The following is a 21,122-nucleotide window of genomic DNA, read 5'->3' as shown; positions in this document are numbered from 1 at the left end:
GTTGAAGCTTATTATTATTTTAGCTTAACCTAAGGAGGTATAGTCTTGAAACATCAATGGAAACTAGGTGTCACACTTTTAGTCGGTGTGATTGCCTTAATTTTAGAATTTATTTTTCACTCACCGATTAGTGCTCGAGTTCTAATCACAATTGTCGGTGTTTTAATGGCCATTTCATTAGTTATTGAAATGGTTAAAACAATAAAATCAGGGAAATATGGTGTCGATATTTTAGCGATTATGGCAATTATCGCTACAATGATTGTTGGGGAATATTGGGCTAGTTTGATGATTTTAATTATGTTAACAGGTGGAGATTCACTTGAAGACTATGCAGCTTCACAAGCTGGTAAAGAACTAGAATCTTTACTCAAAAATGCACCACAGTCTGCTCATCTTTTAACTGCTGACTCAAAATTGAAAGAAGTTAGTGCAGATGATTTAAAAGTTGGCGATTTTGTTGTTGTTAAGCCCGGGGAACTAGTCCCTGTAGACGGTATTATTACACAAGGATCTTCAACTTTTGATGAATCTTCTTTAACAGGGGAATCTGCGCCGGTTTCAAAAACACACAATCAAAAATTAATGTCTGGATCAATCAACGGTGATTCTTCTGTGATAATGAAAGTTGAAAAAATCGCCTCAGAATCACAGTATCAAGCAATTGTGCACTTGGTTCAAAGCTCTGAAGCAAAACCCGCAAAATTCGTTAAAATGGCTGACCGTTATGCCGTCCCATTTACGATTATTGCCTTAATTATTGCTGGTGTCGCTTGGGCTGTCAGTAAAGACCCAGTGCGTTTTGCAGAAGTCCTCGTTGTCGCTTCACCTTGTCCCTTAATCCTTGCAGCGCCCGTTTCATTAGTTGCGGGTATGAGTCGTATGAGCCGTAATCATATCGTGGTTAAAAGCGGAACCGCTATTGAAAAGATTGCATTAACTAAAACCATTGCTTTTGATAAAACGGGAACGTTGACTAAAAATCAACTAAAGCTTAACGATGTACAGTTGTATGCAGATATTAGTAAAGAGGAGTTTTTAAAATTAGCTGCTAGTGTTGAGCAGAACTCATCTCATATTTTAGCGCGTTCTTTACTCAAAGAAGTCAGTCATGATACCCTTTATCCCGTTTCTGACCTCAAAGAACTTACAGGTAATGGTGTTGTTGCGACCGTTAATAACCAAGAAGTTAAGGTTGGGAAACTGGACTTTGTCTCACTCAATCATCCAAAATTATCGTTAACAGAAACTGCCATCCATGTTTCTATTAACGGAGAGTATGTAGGTTATCTCACATTTTCAGATCAAATCAGACCTGAAGCTAAGCAAACGATTGCTGATTTGAAAGAATTAGGTGTTGAAAATATCATGATGCTAACTGGTGATGATAGTTTAGTCGCCAATAAAGTAGCTAAAGAGTTAGGTATTGAACAAGTTAAAGCCGAATGTCTTCCGGTTGATAAAATCAATTATTTAAAGGCAGTTAAAGCAGATCATCGTCCTGTCATGATGGTCGGAGATGGTGTTAATGACGCCCCATCTCTTTCTGCTTCCGATATTGGCATAGCAATGGGAGCAACCGGTGCAACAGCAGCTAGTGAAAGTGCCGATGCAGTAATTTTAGTTGACGATTTAGCTCATGTTAGTCGTGCTGTCAAAATCGCTCGCCGGACAATGCACGTTGCTAAAACTGACGTTATCACAGGTATTGTCATTTTAATTATGCTCATGCTAGTCGCTTCATTTGGCCTAATTCCAGCACTGTTTGGTGCTATTTTACAAGAAGTTGTTGATACCATTACAATCGTCTTAGGTCTACTTGCAAAACTCCCCCCACGTGGCGAAAAATATTGAGAGTCTACTAAATATTTAGTATAATAAATATAAATAATCGTATTTTGGTTGGAGTGCAACGCACTTTCAAGACTTCCTCTCATTTGGGTAGATGAGAAGTTTTGAAAGTGCGTTTTTTTATTTGGAAGGAATGATGAAAATGCACCTTATTTTAAGTTTATTTTTAATTTTAATCGTCTCTACACTGCTAAAAGCAGGTTTTCAAAAAATTAGTTTGCCACTTGTAATTGGTGAACTACTTACTGGTGTTTTGCTAGGACCTGCTTTACTCGGTTGGGTTCATACAGATGAAGCCATTAGTACTGTTTCTGAAATCGGAGTTATCCTTTTACTCTTTATTGCGGGTTCACATAGTGATTTAAAAACACTAAAAAGTGTCTTTAAATCCAGTTTCACTGTCGCTGTTCTCGGTGTTGTTGCTCCCATTATTTTGATAACGACAGCAAGTATCACAATATTCGCTGTCGGATTCAACGAAAGTATCTTTTTAGGTATTGTACTCGCTGCAACGAGCATCTCAATTGCACTGGAAGTTCTAAAAGAATCAGGTTTATTGCAAAGTAAAATGGGAAATGTTCTAATTGGTGCTGCAATTGTCGATGACTTTTTGACGCTATTTATTTTGAGTCTTTTCATCAACTTTAATAGTACAGGTAGTTTTGATCCCCTTGCTTTAGGTCAAACACTAATCTTGCAAGTTATTTTCTTTGGTTTTGTTTTTCTATTTAAAAAATTCTTCCCTATTATCGACAATTTTTTCAAAACAAAGTCGATTAACCTCCCTTATTTCTATGAAATATTTTCACTAGTTATGATTTTTGGCTTATCTATTCTTGCCGAAAAAGTCGGACTTAGCGGTATTATGGGCGCATTCTTTGCCGGTATTATTTTGAAGGATGCCACCTTTTTCAATCAAGTATCAGACAAAATATCGGCAACAGCTTACTTGATTTTTATCCCCTTATTTTTCGCTTCAATCGGACTTAACATGACATTAGATGGTGCTTTAGATAACTTGCCATTAATTTTGATTTTCACCCTAATTGCTATTCTTTCAAAGTTTTTACCTGGCAAATTAGTCAGCCAATATTTTGGGCTACCCAAAAACCAGGCTAACATTGTTGGAAGTGGAATGATTGCTCGTGGTGAAGTTGCTTTAATATTAGTACAAACCGGCCTAACCAAATCGATTATTTCACATGACTTATATGTCCAACTTATCATTGTCGTTATTTTAACAACTGTCTTAACACCATTCATGTTAAATTACTATATAAAAAAAGCAGGATAATTTATCCTGCTTTTTATTTTGCAAATAATATGCCAATAAATGATAATAAGTTGTTCAACATATGAACACCTGTTGAACAGCGTAGATCTTTTGTTTTGAGGTAAATACCTGCAAATAGCATCCCCATCACTGCATAAGTGACTAAGCTCAAGTTAAACTGAAAACTAGTATGGGCTAGACCAAAAAGTAACCCGTTTAAAATAATACCTAATGTATTCTTTAAATTAGAACTCTGTTTGAAAAATAAATCAAAGAATAACCCTCTAAAGACGATTTCTTCAAGAATAGGACCAATAACAACAACGAATAGTCCAAATAAAAAGTTATTCCCTTTCACAAATTCGATAATCTTAACTTGGTTAGCTGATTCTGGTTGGTTTTTTAATAACACCAAGTTGATAACAACCTGAACAATAATTAAAACAACAAATAATCCCAACACAAGCATTACTTTGTCAAAGCCAAACTTGGTTTGTTTGGTCATGAATTGTCTAGGATTATCTTTTTCAAGTAAGTAACGATAATAACGATAAATCCCATAAACGACAACTGCCGCAACAGCTAACCGAAGAACAATACCCAAAACATAACCCAAGCTCATAACTTCTTTTGGCATTTGCAAAAAAACTAACAAGAGTTGATCAACGAAAAAAACGACAACCGCCATAATTAAGCGAACAACATAGCTGACACTTTTCGACATTTTTTAACCCCTCACTATAAACTACTAATCACATTATTGATGATATGCACGATAATTGATGACTTAATATCTTTGGTGAACAAGTATACTGAAGCTAGTATCATTCCCATCACCGAATAAAGCACTAAGTATATTGACAATGATGTTTCGTGCATTAACCCAAATAGGACACCATTAACAACAATCCCGACAACGTTATTTAACCGTGTATCCTTCTTGAAAAATAAGTTGAAAAATAATCCTCTGAAAATATACTCTTCAACAATAGGCCCTACAAACATCACAAACAGTGGGAATAAAAAGTTAACACTTGCTAAAATTTCATTCAATCCTGCTTCATTTGATGAAGTTTGATTAGCAGGGATTGCTAATGCTATCAAAAATTGAAAAGCTAACATGGTAACTGCACCAATGATCGTAATCATGAGATTGCGCTTATTAAATCGCCAATTAAATTGGAATTTTCGCTGATTATCAACCTTTAATTCATGTCCATATTCAATTGTCATCACGTATATAATCGCCACTGCCACAAGTATTCTGATGGCATTATTAACGATATATCCCATACTAATGGGTTCTGCCTTAACTGTTCCCATTAACCCAGTTAATAAGATATCAAAGAAAAAGAAAATAAAAATCATCAGAACTTTTTCAAATGTTCCGCGTTTTTTAAACATAAAAAACCTCCTAACAGATTCTAAATCTCATTATAGCATTTAGAAACATGTTGGAGGTTTTGAAAAAATAACTCATCATAATTAAATTAGTTCATTAATTTTGAAATGTGATCAACAACATCTGTCATCCAATCAATGTACGATATGTTGTTAGGTTTAGTTTCAGTTACTTCAAGAATTGGTAAGTTAGCTGCTTTGGCTTTGTCAGCCATTTGATCAGCTAAAGGACTGTGACTTTGGGTATTGTAAACAAAGAATGAAACGGTTTTTGATTCGAAATCTTTTTGCATTTGGGCAATATCTTGAGCTGAAGGATCAGTTTCCTCTGCAATTGCTTGTTCAAAATGCTTGTTGTTAATTTCAAATCCAATTTGTTGAAGGAGATAATCAGCAACTGGCTCTGATACGTTAACCTTTTTGTTGGCATCAGATAGATGACTTTTGACATCGTTAATCTTTGTAGTTAAAGTATCAAACTTCTTCAAGTAATCTTGTGCATTTTTCTGGTAAGTTGCTTGGTTAGCTGAATCAATTTCGCTCAATTTTTGAGTGGTTGTTTCAACAAACTTTTTCATTAAGCTAACATCATACCAGATGTGTTCATTATCGCCATCTTTAAGTTGGGCAATGTCTGTTGCAATTGATATTTTTTGTGCTTTAGTATCGGTTGATTTCACTAGTTTTTCAAACCAGCTGTCATAACCCAAGCCATTTTCTACGATTAAATCAGCATTCGTGATTTTCTTAGCATCATTAGCTGTTGGTTCAAAGTGGTGAGGGTCTGCACTAGAACCTGAAATAATTGGCGTTACATTGGCAGAAGTTCCTTGTGTGATTTCTGATACAATATTACTATAAACATCCGTTGAAGTAATCACATTGATTGCTTTTTCCGAATTTGAGCCGCTAGTCGTTGTTGATTGTTGAGATTGACTTTGACATCCTACAAAAACAACGGCTGCAAGAGCTAGTACGATTGTCGCAAATATTTTTTTCATAATTATAGTTACTTCTCCTTTAAATGATAATCATTACGATTTATAATTATATAGGATTATTGATCAAAAGAAAAGAGGAAATTAAATGAATCACTTAAAACAACAAGTTTTAAACAAGATGAAACAAAATCAACTTAAAATAACCAAACAACGTGAAGTCTTAATCGATTTACTGATCAAATACCGTGATACGTATTTAGATATTACAAAAATTGATCAATTAATGCGCCAAACATTTCCTTCAATGAGTTACAATACCGTCTATCGCAATCTTAAACAACTCGAAGAAGCTGGATTACTTGAGCAAAATAATCAAATGGGACATGCCATGGTCAAAGTCATTTGTGAATTTGACCACCATCATCATTTTATTTGCCAAAACTGTGGCATCGTTACCGAGTTGAAAGAATGTCCAATGTCAATTTATCAATCACAAATTCCAGGAGCTGAGATTTTGTCTCATCAATTTGTTCTTGAAGGATTATGCCAAAACTGCTCAAACTGCAAATCTAAAGAAAACTAAAAAAGCAGACCCTAAAAGGTCTGTTTTTTTAATTCTATTCTTCTTCATTATCGTCTTTTCTTCGTTTAGCAATTAACCAGAAAATACCCCCAATAGCGACGATTAAAGCACCAATATAAGGAATAGCATTCCACCAATTATTAGATTGACCTGAGTCATTATCTTTATTTAGGTTTGCTACTTTATTGACAGGACCATTGCTTCCACCATTAGCAACAGATGAACGGTTATTACCTTGGTTTGATCTTTGAATTAAACCGCCAGTATCTCTGTTACCATTGCCGTTTTGCGTTTGGCCTGAGTTAGCTGGTTCAAGTTGTCCTTGAGAGCTACCTGTCTGAGCTGTTGTTGCTGGATAGTAACGGTAGCCATTGCCTGAATCAGTTCTAATTGTGCCTGCATTTTGAGCAGTGCTACCATTTCCATTATTTGCAATAGTATTATTACCCGCATTTTGGGTATTAGCCGTTGTATTAGTGTTAGTTGGTTGATTATTAGGTGTTTTGTTATTTTGGCTTGTTGGTTGACTCTTAACAAAATCATTGAAACTCGTTAAAATGGCTTGCACATTTTGATTTAAATTAGGCATGTTGAATGTACTTGGATCAAATCCAGGCTGATTCAATTGACTATTTGAATCGGTTTGCAAGTTAGTTAAAGCATTTAAATAACTTTGTTTTTGTTGAGGAGTTAACGTTGTATTTTGATTAATTGTATCTTGCGCCTGTTTAACTGCTTGACCAACTTCTTGACTCACTTCACTTGCTGTTGGTTTTTGATTGGTTGGCTGTGGTGAGTCATTATTATCATCAGTTGGAACTGGTGTTGGTGTTGGTGTTGGTTGTTGATTGTTATTAGTCAATTTAGCATCTTTAATGACATCTTGTGCCACTTTATTCATTGTAGTTTCAATGCCATCCATATATTCTTTAGATGGGGCTTGTTGCAAATCATCATTGGCATTGAACAACGCAGTATAAAGTTGATTAATGTATTGTTCTTGTTGTTCAGGTGTTAAACTTCTTTGATTGATAATTTCATTTTGTAAATTATCAACTTGTTCAGCTAGTTTTTCAAATCTATCCGTTCTTTCTGACTCTAAATTGGCTTGTTTAATATCTTCAGCCGATTGATAATGATCTGCCATATCTTTTTGTTTTTGGCTTAGAACTTGTGTGATTTCTGCTTGTGAATTTGCTGAACCAAAGTCTGCTTCATCAGAAATAAGATTAATCAAATCCTTAGCATTATCTTTATCTGTTTGATCTACTGGTTGTAGCTTATCTAATTGACCATTCAATTTTTGAGCATATTCGATTAATTGTTGACGTGCATTTTCACGTTTTTGGTCTAAATCAGCACGTCTTTTGACGTCGGCTACTTTGAGTTTAGCCTGTTCTAATTGGTAAGCGATATCACTTGGATTGTTGTTATCTTTTATTGAGTTTTCCATATTGGACTTAATTTGATTAATTTCAACTTGATAGCTTTGAGATAGGTTACTATCCATTAATTCTGGAAGCGTATTATTATTGATTTCTTTTTGTAATTCTGATTTAGCATTTGTTCGAACATCATTAATTTTACCGAGATTCTTTTGTTTAGCATCGTCCATAATTTTTTCGATAGCAACATTGTTGTCAGCCACTAAGGATGTAATTTGTTCATTCGATTTAGTACCTGAAATTGCTCCTGAATTGTCAGCAACTAATGCATTAATTTGATTATTCAAATCATTCTTATCTGAATCACTCAAGCCTAGCATTTGGTTAATAGCCCTGTTTTGATTATCTCGATGTTGATTTGCTTTGGCAATAGCCGTATTCTTGTCAGATTGAAGTTGTACTTGCTCTAAAATAGCTTGCATCCCTTGATTTGCCGAATCTTTGTATTGAGAAATCGTTTCAAATTCTTTTGAATTATTTATATTGGATTCGCCCTCAGATAATTTCTGATTAATTTGACTAATAAACGATTGTTTTTGAGTTTCAGTCAAATTCAAATTATCTAAACTTGGTTTTTTTAAGCTGTCCTTGGCAGAAGTTCGAAGATTATCTAGATTTTTTTGGCTTATTTCAGCATATTCGTCATATTGTTTACCAATATCTGCTAAAGCACGATTGTATTTTTCTTGTACTTCCGATTCGCTATTTACAGTTTCATTTTCAAATTTATTAATTTTATCCTTAATAAGTTGGTTCAAGTTATTTTTTTGCTCATCTGTTAAATTGACTATATTTTTATCTAATTTACCGACTAAAGCTGCCCCTTTGTTATTTTTTAACGTATCGAAATCTGATTTTGATTTTAAATCATCTAATTTTTGTTTTTTCAAGCTTGCTAATTTAGCTTGATTTGATAAATCAGTAAGTTTAGCTTTTGTAGCTTGTTCAAAATAACCGATAGCTTGTGTCGAACTTGATTGATCAATGCTTGCATGATCTTTTGCTGTTTCATCGAATGCATTATTAATTTGAGTCTTGTAACTTTGCTTGTCTTCTGCAGTTAAGGAATTAAAATCTGCATGATTATCAAGTTTATTTAGTAAATCGTCACGTTGTGCTTTTAATCTTGATTTAGTATTTGTTTTAGCATCTGCAATGTTCTTATTGCTATTCTGATTATATTTATCATAAACTTGATTAATTTGATTTTGTAATTCCAGTTGTTTTTGTGCAATTGCATTATCACTATCTAAACCATCAAATACTGCTGGTAGTTGATCTTTGATTGCTTTTAATTCAGCTTTTGCTGCTTGTTGTTCAACTGAACTTAATCCTGTCAAATTGTCAATTCGACCATTTTCACTATCAATATTTTCAGATAATGTTGCACTAGCTTTAGCCCTATCGTCTGCTAATTTAAGTTGATTGTATTCGTCTTCCATGTTGGCAAGAGCTAAATTAGTAACTTGTTCAAGTTGATCAGTAGATTCAATTGGAACTAAATCGGTAACTGCTTTACTTTTTAGGCCACTAACTTTATCAATACCAGAATTAATCTGGCTTGAATCTAACTGAGATAATGCCTTAATTTTAGTTTCTAGTTCACTTCTTTTATTTTCTAATTGCGACTCTAGATTTGTACGTTTATCAGTTAATACTTGGTTGGAGCTTTGTGTATTCTGACTCAAAATAGCATCTAAAGTACTTGCAATACTTTGTTTTTTACCATTAACGTCTGTAGTTTCTGGTTTACTTAAATCAGCTAACCCATCACTTAACTTATCATCGATTGATTTTTGGGCACTTTCGATTTGTTTTTTTTCTAGTCCTGGTAACTTATCAAGATTATTTTTCACTTCTTGTGCCTTGGTTTTCAAATCATGGGCTGCTTTGGCTTTATCGTCTGCTAATTTTGTGTCTTTAGCAAAATCATCTAGTTGACCAAGATCACTTTTCTTAGTTTCTAAATCAGCAGTATTTTGAACACCAGAAATCGATTGACGTAAATCACTTGTCTTTTTAGCTAAATCTTTAGTCAATTCGCTTCTTTGGCCGCTATCTAAGTTATAACTATTATCAATAACTTTTTGAGCATCAGCACTTTTTTGTGTAATTTGACTATCCAAAATTTGTTTTTGATTAGCTAAATTAGCTGCTGATTTTATTTTTTCAAGGTCTTGAGCAAAACTAGTTGATAAAGCATTAACATCGGAATTATCACCTGCCAATTTAGTGTGGTAGCTACTTACCAAATCATTAACTTGTTTGTTAAACTCTAGTTTTTTATCATCTGAAAGTGGTTGTATACCTTGAATATAATCTTGAGCCGATTGAGCTAATCGTTGATTATTATTAGCGGCTTGTTGACCAGCTTTTGCTTGATTTGCTTTTTGTTTAAGAGCTTCCAAATCTATTAAAGAACTGTCTTTAACAAGCAACGCATCTGCTGATTTTGACGCACCATCTACATTATCTCTGCCTGCTTTTGATTTAGCTTTTAATTCTGACTGTAACTGTGTTTTTTGTGGGTCAGATAATTCATTAACAACACCTTGAACTTCATCAGTTTTTTGATTGATAGCTCTTTTTGCGTCATTTTTAGCCTGTTCTAAGTTACTTTGATTCAAAAGACCCGCATTAGCTTGAATTTCATCAAAAGCACGGCTAACTCTTTCTTTATGAATTGCTAAATCTGAAAGTGTATTAGGAATATTATTGGTCAAATCACTTGCTGTATTTGTAATAGAATTTAAAATTTTAGACTTACCAGTAATACTCCCCATTCCATCAATAGCATCTTTAACAGCTGTAGATTTAGTATTAATTAAATCTGTTACTTCTTGTTGTAACTTCGCAGTATCTAAGTCATTGGCTAGTGTGTTAAATGTCTGCGTTAAATTGGTCTTTGCTTGAGCTAGACTTGCTTCATCAGGAGCTTGAGTTAAACTATCTTGATTAGATTGAGACTTAAAATCTTTTACTCGTTGAGTTAAACCTGATTTTTTAGGACTACTATCTGGTAAGCTGTTTAATTTAGCCTGTAGTTTTTGATATTGGTTATCCAAGTCTGCTTTAGCTTGATTTCGATTATTTGCTAAACGATTACCTTGATTAGATTTTTGATTATTTTCAGCTTTTTCTAAAACTGCTTCTAATGTGGTAATAGCCGTTGATTTTTTACTATTAGCATCGTCCGCTGAAGAAGCTCCTTCAATATCTTTATTTCCAGAATTAAATGTATTGGTTAATTCAGCTTGTAAATCTGATTTACCTGGTAAATCAAACATCATATTAAGTTGATTATTTAAACTGTCATACTTAGCTTTTAATTCTTTTTTAGCTTGATTTTGTGCTGATGACAAGTTTGAGTCTGATGAAGATTTAACTTTATTTATACTACTGTTTGCATCAGAAACTATTGTATCAATAGCATCTTTACTTGTAGCTTTGTCGATTTTACTTTGTGCACTTTTTGATACAGTATTAATTTGATTAATGAATGGCTTTGCCATCATTCCAGTCCGATCAAATCTGAAAAGAGATTTAATCCAAGCAATCACTTTATCAGCTGAATCTTGAATATTGTTTTTAGCTTGATTTTTATATTGATTTAAAGTAGCTAAATCATTAGTTGCTTTAGCTTGATTTACAAACGTATTAACTTGAGTTGTATTTTGACTATTTTCAATTTGAGTCTTGTAATCTTCAGACTGTTGAGCAGTTAGATTAACTAAAGCGTCAACACTTGATTTTCCCTGATTTTTAGCATTCATTAATTCGGACGAATCGATGGCCTTACTATAAGGAAGTTGGATGCTGTTACCATCATCGAATTGGAGTTCAAAGGTCATAGATTGACCACGATTTTTAGGGTTATTAATAAACTCTATGTTGGCTGGAGAAGTAAATCTAACAGTGAAGTGCTGACCATCTGGCGACACTTGAATAGAATTTGAACTTGCATTCCACCAAGACATAGTTGAATCAGGTCTGGCAACTCCAATGGCAAAGATATTATGTTTCTGCACGCCAGGAACATAAAAAGTAATACTGTTAGTGTTGGTATATAACCCATCCAAACGTGCAACTTGCAAATTAGTAGCTGCTTGAACGACAGGGTTAACCCCTTGAATACTTTGTCCCATATCAGATGAGGCGACAGTTGCAAATGCTGTAGCTGCAAGTAATGCAGAACTGGCATATATTACTTTTTTAGATACTTTTGAATCGAAATTCTTTTGTTTATTTTTCATAAAAATACCCCCTAGATTCTACATCTAGGAGGGTACTCTTTTTAGTCAAAAACGTCATCTATTTTAAACATGACCAATCATAATTAGGTATTATATTAACTGATCATTTATTTTTTATAAGTAAAAAATACACTTCTAGCTAATCAAGTCAGCCATATAAACGTTGTTTTAACAACATTTATAAAATTAACCATTAAATTATTATACCTAAATATAATAATTTAATTATTTTTTCAAAAATTAAATTTTATATTAATATTATTGGTATTTAGTTTACATTCGCAAATTTATTTGCCATTTCTCTTCAATATTTCAACTGCTTGACTTAAATGCTGATCTAATTCAGCCAAATCAGTTTTAGAAACGCTCGCCATTTCTTTTTCAAAATTTTGACGCCATTCTTCTGACTGTTCATGCACATAATCATAACCATATTGAGTCATCTCAACTTCAACTACTCGGCGATTATCAGGGTTAGTTTTTCTAGCAACAATATTTTGTTCTTCAAGTGACTTAACTAAATGACTCACCTGTACGCGTGAAATGCCCATTAAATCAGCTAATCTTGACATTTTAACTTTCTTTTCATCGATTACAACGAAACACGTTAATAATTGCATTCTTGAAAGCGAGCCATTCAACTTCATATTATGAAACAAAACTCGCATTAAAATACTCACAACTTCAAGCGAAGAATTGGTTGGGTTATTTTCTTTATTTTCCATTAAGTTTTCACGTCCTTTTCTAAAAAATAATATAGTGCATTGACAATTTTGTCAAACAGTTTACAATTGTTAATAATTAATATATATAAATCATACTGTATGGAAGGATATTAACCATGTTAGAACTTAAACATCTTAAAAAGTATTTCCATGTTGGAAATACAACAACTAAAGCACTAGATGATGTTTCACTTTCTTTTCGAGACAAAGAATTCGTTTCGATTTTAGGACCTAGTGGTTCTGGTAAAACCACTATGCTTAACATCATTGGTGGACTAGATAAATATGATTCTGGTGATTTATTAATCAAAAATAAATCAACTAAGAATTTTAAAGAAACAGACTGGGACGCTTATCGTAATAACTCAGTCGGCTTTATCTTCCAAAGCTACAACCTTATTGGTCACTTATCTATTTTGGATAATGTTGAACTTGGGATGACTTTAAGTGGTGTATCCAGTGAAGAGAGAACTCAAAAAGCTGTAGACGCTCTTAAACGTGTAGGCCTTGGTGACCATATCGATAAAAAAATCGCACAACTTTCCGGTGGTCAAATGCAACGTGTGGCAATTGCTCGTGCGATTGCAAATGACCCAGAAATCCTGCTAGCTGATGAACCAACAGGGGCTTTAGATAGTAAAACCAGTGTTCAAATTATGAACTTGATTAAAGAAATTTCTAAAGACCGTTTAGTTATTATGGTTACCCATGATGAAGAACTCGCCAAAGATTATTCAGATCGTATCGTCCGTTTTGCTGATGGTAAAATTCAAGATGATACTAATCCTTATGATGATAGCAATCGTAACCAACAATTCAATTTAAAACGCACGAAAATGAGTTGGTGGACTGCACTTAAGTTATCCTTCACCAACCTTAAAACTAAAAAAGGGCGTACTTTATTAACTGCTTTTGCCTCAAGTATTGGAATTATTAGTATTGCCATTGTTCTAGGATTATCCAATGGTTTTCGAATTCAAATTGGACAAACTCAAGGTGAGACATTATCGAAGTTTCCGATTACAATTTCACAAGTAGCTACTCAAACTTCAGCCGGTTCTTCACTTACGCAGAATAAATCCGATGCTTCTCAATCTGAAAATGTTAACTATGTCATTGCTGAGCAAGATCAAAACGAAGCCGCAACGCATACTAACAAAATCGACAGCAATTATCTTGATTACCTTAACAAAATGAATCCTAATGATAGTAATAACATCAGTTATAGCCGTGCTACTGGGATGAACTTACTTCGTGAAGTTAATGGTAAAGTTCAAGCTGTTAAATTCTCAAATCAATCCGACAATGGCAGCAGTATGGCTCAACAAATGTCTGCTATGACAGGAATGGGCGTATCCGTTTTCCCTGAACAACTTGATCCAAATAAAGGTAATTTCTTAAAAGATAACTACCAACTTGTGAACGGTGACTATCCTTCAAACCCAACTGATGTGGTTTTAATTGTTGATAAAGACAATAAAACAAATATCAACTCACTTAAGAACTTAGGATTTGATGTTTCAAATGATCAAAAACTAGACTATAACCAAATTATTGGGACAAGTATTAAGTTAGTTAATAACAATAACTACTACCAACAATTACCAACAGGTAATTTTATGCCAACACAAGATTTAACAACGGCTTACAATAACTCACAAAATCGTGAAGTTAAAGTTGTCGGTATTTTGAAGTCAAATGGAACTTCAAGAACAACAGCACTTGCTCCTGGAATTGCTTACTCTGACAAACTAGCGCAAGAAATCATTCAAGATAACGCAAACTCAGAAATTGTCAAAGCACAAAAAGAAAGCAACAACAATGTGTTAACTGGTCAACCTATTACAAGTGATATGGCTAAGACCCAAACACTTGCTTTTCTTGGGGGTAATGACATTCCATCAAGTATTTTAATTTACACTGATAACTTCAAAAACAAAGAAAATGTCTTAACTTACCTAGACAAATATAATGAAGGCAAATCAGACGAAGATAAAATCATCTATACAGATATGGCTGGTACTGTTTCAAGTCTTACAGGTGGTTTAATGGACGGTATTACTTACGTTCTAGTTGCCTTTGCTGGTATTTCTCTGGTAACAAGTATGATTATGATTGGTATCTTAACTTATACTTCCGTTATTGAACGTACAAAAGAAATTGGTGTTCTAAAAGCACTAGGTGCGAGAAAATCAGATATCACACACGTCTTTGATGCCGAAACATTCATTTTAGGACTTGGTTCTGGTGTACTTGGTGTTGTTATTGGTTATTTAGCGTTATTCCCAATAAACGCATTACTTTACCAAATCACCAACCTTGAAAATGTTGCTAACCTTAACCCTGTTCATGCTATTATTTTAATTATTATTAGTACAGCATTAACAATGTTAGGTGGTCACATTCCATCAAAAATGGCTTCCAAAAAAGACGCCTCAACCGCTCTCCGTAGCGAATAATAAAAAAGACCCTGTTAGGGTCTTTTTTATTTTGTTAAAATCTTAATAATCTACAAAAATTATGGCGAAATGGTTGAATTATTAAAGAAAAATAAGCATAGTAGTATAGGAAGGGTTTTAACCCACTATCGTTTTTAAATATATAAGTATTGGGGTTGTGTCAATGAAGAATCAAGCAACAACTGAACTCATTCAAAATGGGTTAAGTTCAAAGCTAGTCGAACAAAAAAAATCAGAAGGTAAAGTCAATGTACCCGTCAAATCGCTGACCCGAAGCGTTGGTCAGATTATTTCTGAAAACACGTTAACCTTATTTAATGCCATCAACCTATTCTTTGCGATTTTGGTCGCTATCACTGGCAAATATGCCAACCTCTGGTTTTTAGGCCCCGTTTTATTCAACACTGTTATTGGCATTTTCCAAGAACTTCGTGCAAAACGCCAAGTTGATGCCATGAGTTTAATCACCATGCAACAAATCACGGTCAAACGTGATGGTAAGTCAATTCAATTGTCACAAGATGAACTTGTTGAAGGTGATATTGTCACTTTAAAACGTGGAAATGAAATTCCTGCCGATGGGATTGTGCTACAAACTAACGGCCTTGAAGTCGATGAATCCCCTTTAACTGGTGAATCTCGTAACATTATCAAGAAAGATCAAGATGAAGTGCTGTCTGGTTCTTTTATTAATAGTGGTCAAGCGATTGTTCAATTAACAAAAGTTGGACATGAAAGCTTTATTTCAAAATTATCACTTGAAGCTAAAACTGAAAAAAAACCTTCAAGTCAATTGCTCAATATGATTAACAAAATCATCAGAATACTAACCTATATTATTATTCCATTAGGAATTATTTTAGCTATCTCAAGTTACTTAAAAGGTGGCGGTTATATCCAAATTATTCTAGGTACAGCAACTGCTGTCATCGGCATGATTCCCGAAGGACTTGTTTTATTAACTTCTGTTGCATTAGCTGTTGGTTCATTGAACCTTAGCCGTAAAAAAGTCTTAACGCGTTCAATTAATGCGATTGAATCACTAGCACGTATCGATACACTTTGTTTAGATAAAACAGGAACTATTACAACCGGTAATCTGCATATTCATGAAATTGAACCGGTTGCTGATTTAACTAAAGAAGAATTAATCGACCAAACACAAGCTATTGTCACTGCCAATCAAGATGACAATGCTACTGCACGTGTGATTTTGGGTTACACTAAGACACCTACTACAAAAGAAGCCTCTGCAACACTCCCATTTTCTTCAGATCGAAAAATGAGTGGCGCTAGTTTCACTGATAAACCCGACGAATTTTGGTTAATGGGAGCGCCTGAATTTATCTTTAAAAACCAAAAGCTTCCTATTGATGTGGCTGAAAAAATTGCACAAGCCACAGCCGATGGTTTTCGAATTATTTTGATTGCTAAAGGAACTGGTGACTTAAAGAAGCTGGATGATGCATCCCTCAAACCAATGGGATGGCTCAAAATCGCTGATGAAGTTCGTCCCTCAGCTAAACAGACTTTCAATTACTTAGCTGAACAAGGCATCGACTTAAAAGTGATTTCTGGTGATAATCCCGTAACCGTTAGCAATGTTGCCCAACGTGCTGGGATTAAAGGCGCTAAAGATTATGTCGATATGAGCCAACAAACCGACAACGTTGATTTTACTTATTTAGTCCAAAACTACAATATTTTTGGCCGTGTCTCCCCTACTCAAAAACGTAATTTAATCAAGTCCTACCAAAAACTTGGTAAAACTGTTGGAATGACAGGTGATGGCGTTAACGACGTGTTAGCGCTTAAACAATCAGATTGTGCGATTGCTGTGGCAGGTGGAAACGATGCCAGTCAATCTGTTGCTGATTTTGTTCTATTAAATGCTAACTTTGATAATATGATCCATATTTTAAATGAAGGGCGTCGTGTTATTAACAATATTGAACGTGTTGCTTCAATGTACTTGAACAAAACCATTTATTCGATTATTTTGGCTGTTATTTTCATTTTTGTTAATCTACAATATCCATTCCACCTTAGCCAATTAACACCAGCTACAATGTTAACGGTGGGAATCCCCTCATTTTTCTTAGCCTTGGAACCTGACTTTAGTCGCCCAACTGGTCGTTTTATGGATAATGTCTTATCGATTGCAGCGCCTGCTGCTTTCTCAATTGTGACTTATGTCATCATTTTTTCATTTTTACAAAGCTATGCTCAAGTCCCATTTGCGGACAGTTCAACCATGGTCTCACTGATGATTACCGTAATTGGTTTTATCACTTTGCTATATCTAAGTAAGCCTTTAACACCTATTAAGTATGGGCTTTTATCCCTTGTGGTTATTGGGATTATCATCTCTTATGGTTTCTTAGGTAACTTGTTTGAACTCACTTCAATTTTTAGCTTTGATTTAGCTATCTGGTATATCCCATTAATCCTAACGGCATGGCCATTGTTCGTTTTATATCGAATAATATTCAAAAAATTAAATAACTATTATATTTCAAAACCTGAAGCTTAACAGCTTCTTTTTTTTGTGGTAAAATTCTGAGGTATGTCACTTTGAATGATTAGTAATATTTAATAGAACTAGGAGGTATAACTTGAAAAATAAACTATTTAATATTATCAATATCCTTATAATTACTGTAATGGCGTTAGGATACGTCATCCCACTAACGCAAGTTAATGTTAGTGCAGAAACAACTGAAACAGCTGATGTTAAGATAACGCCTGAATCTTATTCTGCTTCTAGAAATGGTCAAACACTCGATTTTAACTCAAGTGCTAAAGAATTTCATCCAAATGACCAGATAGATTTTAAATATAAGTGGTCATGGAATCGACCTAGCGATTACCAAGATAAAACTTATCAGTTTTCTTTCACGTTACCTGAAAATATTAGCTATACACCTAGTGGCGGAAGTATAGGTGATCCTGTTTCATTTGGTTCTTATTCTATCCAACAAGATGGTAAGCTAACTTTCACTTTTGACAAGAATCTAGATAAATTTGAAAATTTAGAGTCAACTGACTTAAAAATTAGCGGGATAGTTAAAGGCAATATTCCTAATAATTCTTCTATCTCTTTTGAGAATTTTCCAAATGGATCTATTCCGGTAAAAGAAGAAAAACAAAGCAGTATTTCTAATAACTTATTTCCAATTAGTAATACTCAAAATGGAAGCAATACTTTCAAAAATCTCCAATCCATTAGAAGTGTTGCATACGTTAATAGAACAGGAAACACTTTGTATGAAGGATCGTCTATTACATCTCAATATAATTCTGTGTCTAATTCAAATAACAACAGTAAAGGCCCTACTCTTACAGTTAATCCAGATTCAATAGTAGTAACTCCTGTATACTTGAATATTGATGGCTCAGAAAATCATGCTGATGCGCCATTAACTAAAGGGACAGACTATGAGATTGACGGGACAACTATTAAGTTAAAGAAACAAATAAATCAAACAATCCGAATAGACTATAACCCAATAAATATCGCAACTAGTGAAATTGAGAGTGGCGCTTCCTCATATAAATTCCAACAAACTATTGCGCTTAAATCAACTGACAACCAGTCTCTTGGAAGTTCAACTAGTGGTGATTTTTTAGTCAGTTATGATCCTCTAATCGATAATGAATTTAAAAATCCGTTCGGTAATACTTATAATTGGGCAGCCAAATATAACTACGATCACAAAACAGCTGATGAGCTTATTATCACTGCAACGGCTACTACTAATGGCTCCAAAACTATTTCTAATGCGCACAGACTAACTGAGAATGATTTTATATTATCTACCGTATCTGACACGTCTACCGATTCTTCTGGTTCTTCTAAGTTAGAAAAAGGAAAAGATTACACCATTACTTTTAATCAAGACTACACCGAAGCAACAATTAAGATATTAAAAGATGATTTAAAAGATGATGGTATTTATATCCAATATAAAACAATACTAGATAGTTATGTGCTAGATGATAGTATTCAAAATATTACATTAACAACAACAACTTCTTCTCAAGGTTTAAGCGATACCGCTGTCTCCAATAGAATCGACAAAAACAATCGAAATAATTTGTTTTTTACCATTTATCAAGCTGACGAACCAATTGACTATAACAAAAAGATTGCTACGTGGCACTATGACATCAATACCAATCGATACAACAATCAAAACTATGAAATCACAAATAGTCTACCAAAAGGCATTACGGTGGCTAATAATCCTAACTTTACTTTGAAAGAAATTTCAGGAAGAGGATACGTAATTAATAATTTTCCGGGTGTTAAAAACTCAGACCAAACTAACTCTTACTCTATTAAGGACGGCAACACAACTTTTAATATAACAGTTAGCGATGATAAAAAAACGATTAACACATTTGGAGAAAATATTTCCAAAAGATACAAATTATGTTACGATACCTCTTTTGATTCTAGTCAGACGACTGGAACCAATTCTGACGCTGGTAAATACACTTTTGATTATAATTCTGCTACTGCTAAAATAAGTGAAAGTAACACATCTGCAAAAACTATCACTAGCAGTGCAAGATTAGAAATCAAACAGAGTCTAAAAGATGGTTTTGCAACAGCAAACTCTGATATAAGCAACCGAAATATTACATGGGATACAATTATCAACCCTGGTCGCGCGTCTCTTCCAAATCAAACTTTATATAACGAAATTACAGACGGTAAAATTTTAGAGTATAACGTTTATGAAGTTAGCTTAGACAAAGATGGTAATTTAATTGAAAATAGCAAAGTACTTGTATCTAACAATAATGTGTCTAAGTTATCAGATAAAAAAATTTCATTTACTCCACCTGATTCATCTAATAAAATTTACTTATTCAGGCTTAAAACATCACTTGATAATATGGTACTCGATTCCGAAAAAACTATTTATAACAACATATATAAAAATTCTGAAGAAAAGCCCTTTATTAGCGGTTCCTTCAGAATTCCAAATAGTGGTCAATTAATAAATAAATCAGGTGTTTTTAATACATCAGATAAAACCGTCGACTGGACAATTGAATTTAACAAATCGCAGTCAAAACTATTCAATGCTATCATCACAGATGACCCTTCAAACAATCAATTCGTAAATTATGATGACGACAACTTTCGTGTTGAAGAACTCAAATTAGATGATAATGGAAATACTAATGCTGTCAATAAAATAATTGATAAAAGCGAATATAAAGTTGAAAAAGCTAATCAAGATTCCACATCCAATAAGTTTAAAATTGTTTTTAATAATCCTATTGAAAAAGCTTACAGAATTCACTACAAGACATCACCTGTTTTTAAAGGTGATTTAGTAAACTCGGTTGAATTAGCTTACAATGGATATAGATCATCTGATACTCAAACTTATTCATCTAAACCAGCTACCGTAAGTGCCCCCTCATCTCAAGACATGCAAGTCATCGGTAAAAATAGTCTGTCTGTCAAGATTAGACTCACAGATGATAACCAAAACCCATTAATTGGTCAAAAGTTTAAATTTAGAATTGAACTTGTTGTTAAGGACAATACTAGTATAGCCTCAGAACAATATACAGATGATAACGGTACTATATTATGGGATTACCCAAAAGAAGGACGTTACGTTATTAAACAAATATCAACAGATGATGGTTATGAGATTCCCCAAGAATGGTTAAAAGGAAAAGAATTTAGCATAGGCTTGCCAGATTCAACTTCAAATAACATAGTATTTGAAGTCAGAAATACCAAAAAATCATCACAACCAGATAATAAAACCGATAATCATGAAGATGATGATAAAGGCAAAGGACAAACTGATACAAATAATACTGGTACTACTGAAGATCCCTCTGTTACTTCTGACAGTAAAAATAACCAATCTTCTTCATCAAGTACCAACGAGTCCTCACAATCAAGTGACTCTGATCCTTCTATCCCTCAAGATAAAGAATCTTCTCAGTCATCTGACAGTAGTCAATCCGACTCAAGTGCATCAAATAGCACAACTCAATCAACAGCTACACAATCAAGCACTAATAAACCAACATCAAACTTACCTCAAACAGGTCAAAAACATGACTTAACACTTAAATATGTTGGGATTATTATTGTTTTACTCAGCGGATTTATTTTATATCCCGCACTAAAAAAACGTCGCTAATAAATTAGC

The 21,122-nt window shown here is 33.8% G+C and carries 11 protein-coding genes; 6 read left to right on the top strand and 5 right to left on the bottom strand.

The window, feature by feature from the left end; genetic code table 11:
* Positions 1-45 precede the first annotated feature (45 nt).
* Together JNUCC72_RS00320 and JNUCC72_RS00315 are read left to right on the top strand one after the other, a co-directional pair.
* Positions 46-1,854, top strand: a complete 1,809-nt coding sequence (locus tag JNUCC72_RS00320; protein WP_454143797.1) for a heavy metal translocating P-type ATPase — start codon at positions 46-48, stop codon at positions 1,852-1,854.
* Positions 1,855-1,993: 139 nt separating this feature from the next.
* The gene (locus JNUCC72_RS00315; protein WP_454143795.1) at positions 1,994-3,145 is read left to right on the top strand and encodes a cation:proton antiporter; all 1,152 of its coding nucleotides are present in this window, start codon (positions 1,994-1,996) and stop codon (positions 3,143-3,145) included.
* A 13-nt stretch (positions 3,146-3,158) separates the two neighbouring features.
* On the opposite strand, the gene JNUCC72_RS00310 is transcribed toward JNUCC72_RS00315, so the two are convergent.
* From JNUCC72_RS00310 to JNUCC72_RS00300, 3 genes are all read right to left on the bottom strand, one after another.
* Positions 3,159-3,848 (bottom strand): CPBP family intramembrane glutamic endopeptidase, encoded by a 690-nt coding sequence (locus JNUCC72_RS00310; RefSeq protein WP_454143793.1) that lies wholly within the window; start codon positions 3,846-3,848, stop codon positions 3,159-3,161.
* Positions 3,849-3,862: 14 nt separating this feature from the next.
* Positions 3,863-4,528 (bottom strand): CPBP family intramembrane glutamic endopeptidase, encoded by a 666-nt coding sequence (locus JNUCC72_RS00305; protein WP_454143791.1) that lies wholly within the window; start codon positions 4,526-4,528, stop codon positions 3,863-3,865.
* Positions 4,529-4,614: 86 nt separating this feature from the next.
* Positions 4,615-5,526, bottom strand: a complete 912-nt coding sequence (locus tag JNUCC72_RS00300; protein ID WP_454143789.1) for a metal ABC transporter solute-binding protein, Zn/Mn family — start codon at positions 5,524-5,526, stop codon at positions 4,615-4,617.
* 85 nt (positions 5,527-5,611) lie between these two features.
* On the opposite strand from JNUCC72_RS00300, the gene JNUCC72_RS00295 reads away from it, so the two are divergent.
* The gene (locus tag JNUCC72_RS00295) at positions 5,612-6,049 is read left to right on the top strand and encodes a Fur family transcriptional regulator (protein ID WP_454143787.1); all 438 of its coding nucleotides are present in this window, start codon (positions 5,612-5,614) and stop codon (positions 6,047-6,049) included.
* A 34-nt stretch (positions 6,050-6,083) separates the two neighbouring features.
* On the opposite strand, the gene JNUCC72_RS00290 is transcribed toward JNUCC72_RS00295, so the two are convergent.
* Entirely contained in the window at positions 6,084-11,747 is a 5,664-nt protein-coding gene (locus JNUCC72_RS00290) for a hypothetical protein (RefSeq protein WP_454143785.1), read from the bottom strand.
* 287 nt (positions 11,748-12,034) lie between these two features.
* Positions 12,035-12,472: a MarR family winged helix-turn-helix transcriptional regulator gene (locus tag JNUCC72_RS00285; protein WP_454143783.1), complete on the bottom strand. Its 438-nt coding sequence runs from the start codon at positions 12,470-12,472 to the stop codon at positions 12,035-12,037.
* A 116-nt stretch (positions 12,473-12,588) separates the two neighbouring features.
* Here JNUCC72_RS00285 and JNUCC72_RS00280 point away from each other — a divergent pair, with 116 nt between their 5' ends.
* From JNUCC72_RS00280 to JNUCC72_RS00270, 3 genes are all read left to right on the top strand, one after another.
* Entirely contained in the window at positions 12,589-14,931 is a 2,343-nt protein-coding gene (locus JNUCC72_RS00280) for an ABC transporter ATP-binding protein/permease (protein ID WP_454143781.1), read from the top strand.
* Between the two features lie 163 nt (positions 14,932-15,094).
* Positions 15,095-17,464, top strand: a complete 2,370-nt coding sequence (locus JNUCC72_RS00275; protein WP_454143779.1) for an HAD-IC family P-type ATPase — start codon at positions 15,095-15,097, stop codon at positions 17,462-17,464.
* 82 nt (positions 17,465-17,546) lie between these two features.
* Entirely contained in the window at positions 17,547-21,113 is a 3,567-nt protein-coding gene (locus JNUCC72_RS00270) for a collagen binding domain-containing protein (RefSeq protein WP_454143777.1), read from the top strand.
* The last annotated feature ends 9 nt before the right edge of the window (positions 21,114-21,122 follow it).

Source organism: Holzapfeliella sp. JNUCC 72 (assembly GCF_053668685.1).
Note: the sequence above shows the minus strand (reverse complement) of the source record. Positions and strands in the feature narration are given on the sequence as shown.

Excerpts from the sequence above, each read along its gene's own strand:
- JNUCC72_RS00295 (WP_454143787.1), top strand. The coding sequence starts at position 5,612 with ATGAATCACTTAAAACAACAAGTTTTAAACAAGATGAAACAAAATCAA.
- JNUCC72_RS00305 (WP_454143791.1), bottom strand. The coding sequence starts at position 4,528 with ATGTTTAAAAAACGCGGAACATTTGAAAAAGTTCTGATGATTTTTATT.
- JNUCC72_RS00280 (WP_454143781.1), top strand. The coding sequence starts at position 12,589 with ATGTTAGAACTTAAACATCTTAAAAAGTATTTCCATGTTGGAAATACA.
- JNUCC72_RS00315 (WP_454143795.1), top strand. The coding sequence starts at position 1,994 with ATGCACCTTATTTTAAGTTTATTTTTAATTTTAATCGTCTCTACACTG.
- JNUCC72_RS00300 (WP_454143789.1), bottom strand. The coding sequence starts at position 5,526 with ATGAAAAAAATATTTGCGACAATCGTACTAGCTCTTGCAGCCGTTGTT.
- JNUCC72_RS00310 (WP_454143793.1), bottom strand. The coding sequence starts at position 3,848 with ATGTCGAAAAGTGTCAGCTATGTTGTTCGCTTAATTATGGCGGTTGTC.
- JNUCC72_RS00275 (WP_454143779.1), top strand. The coding sequence starts at position 15,095 with ATGAAGAATCAAGCAACAACTGAACTCATTCAAAATGGGTTAAGTTCA.
- JNUCC72_RS00285 (WP_454143783.1), bottom strand. The coding sequence starts at position 12,472 with ATGGAAAATAAAGAAAATAACCCAACCAATTCTTCGCTTGAAGTTGTG.
- JNUCC72_RS00290 (WP_454143785.1), bottom strand. The coding sequence starts at position 11,747 with ATGAAAAATAAACAAAAGAATTTCGATTCAAAAGTATCTAAAAAAGTA.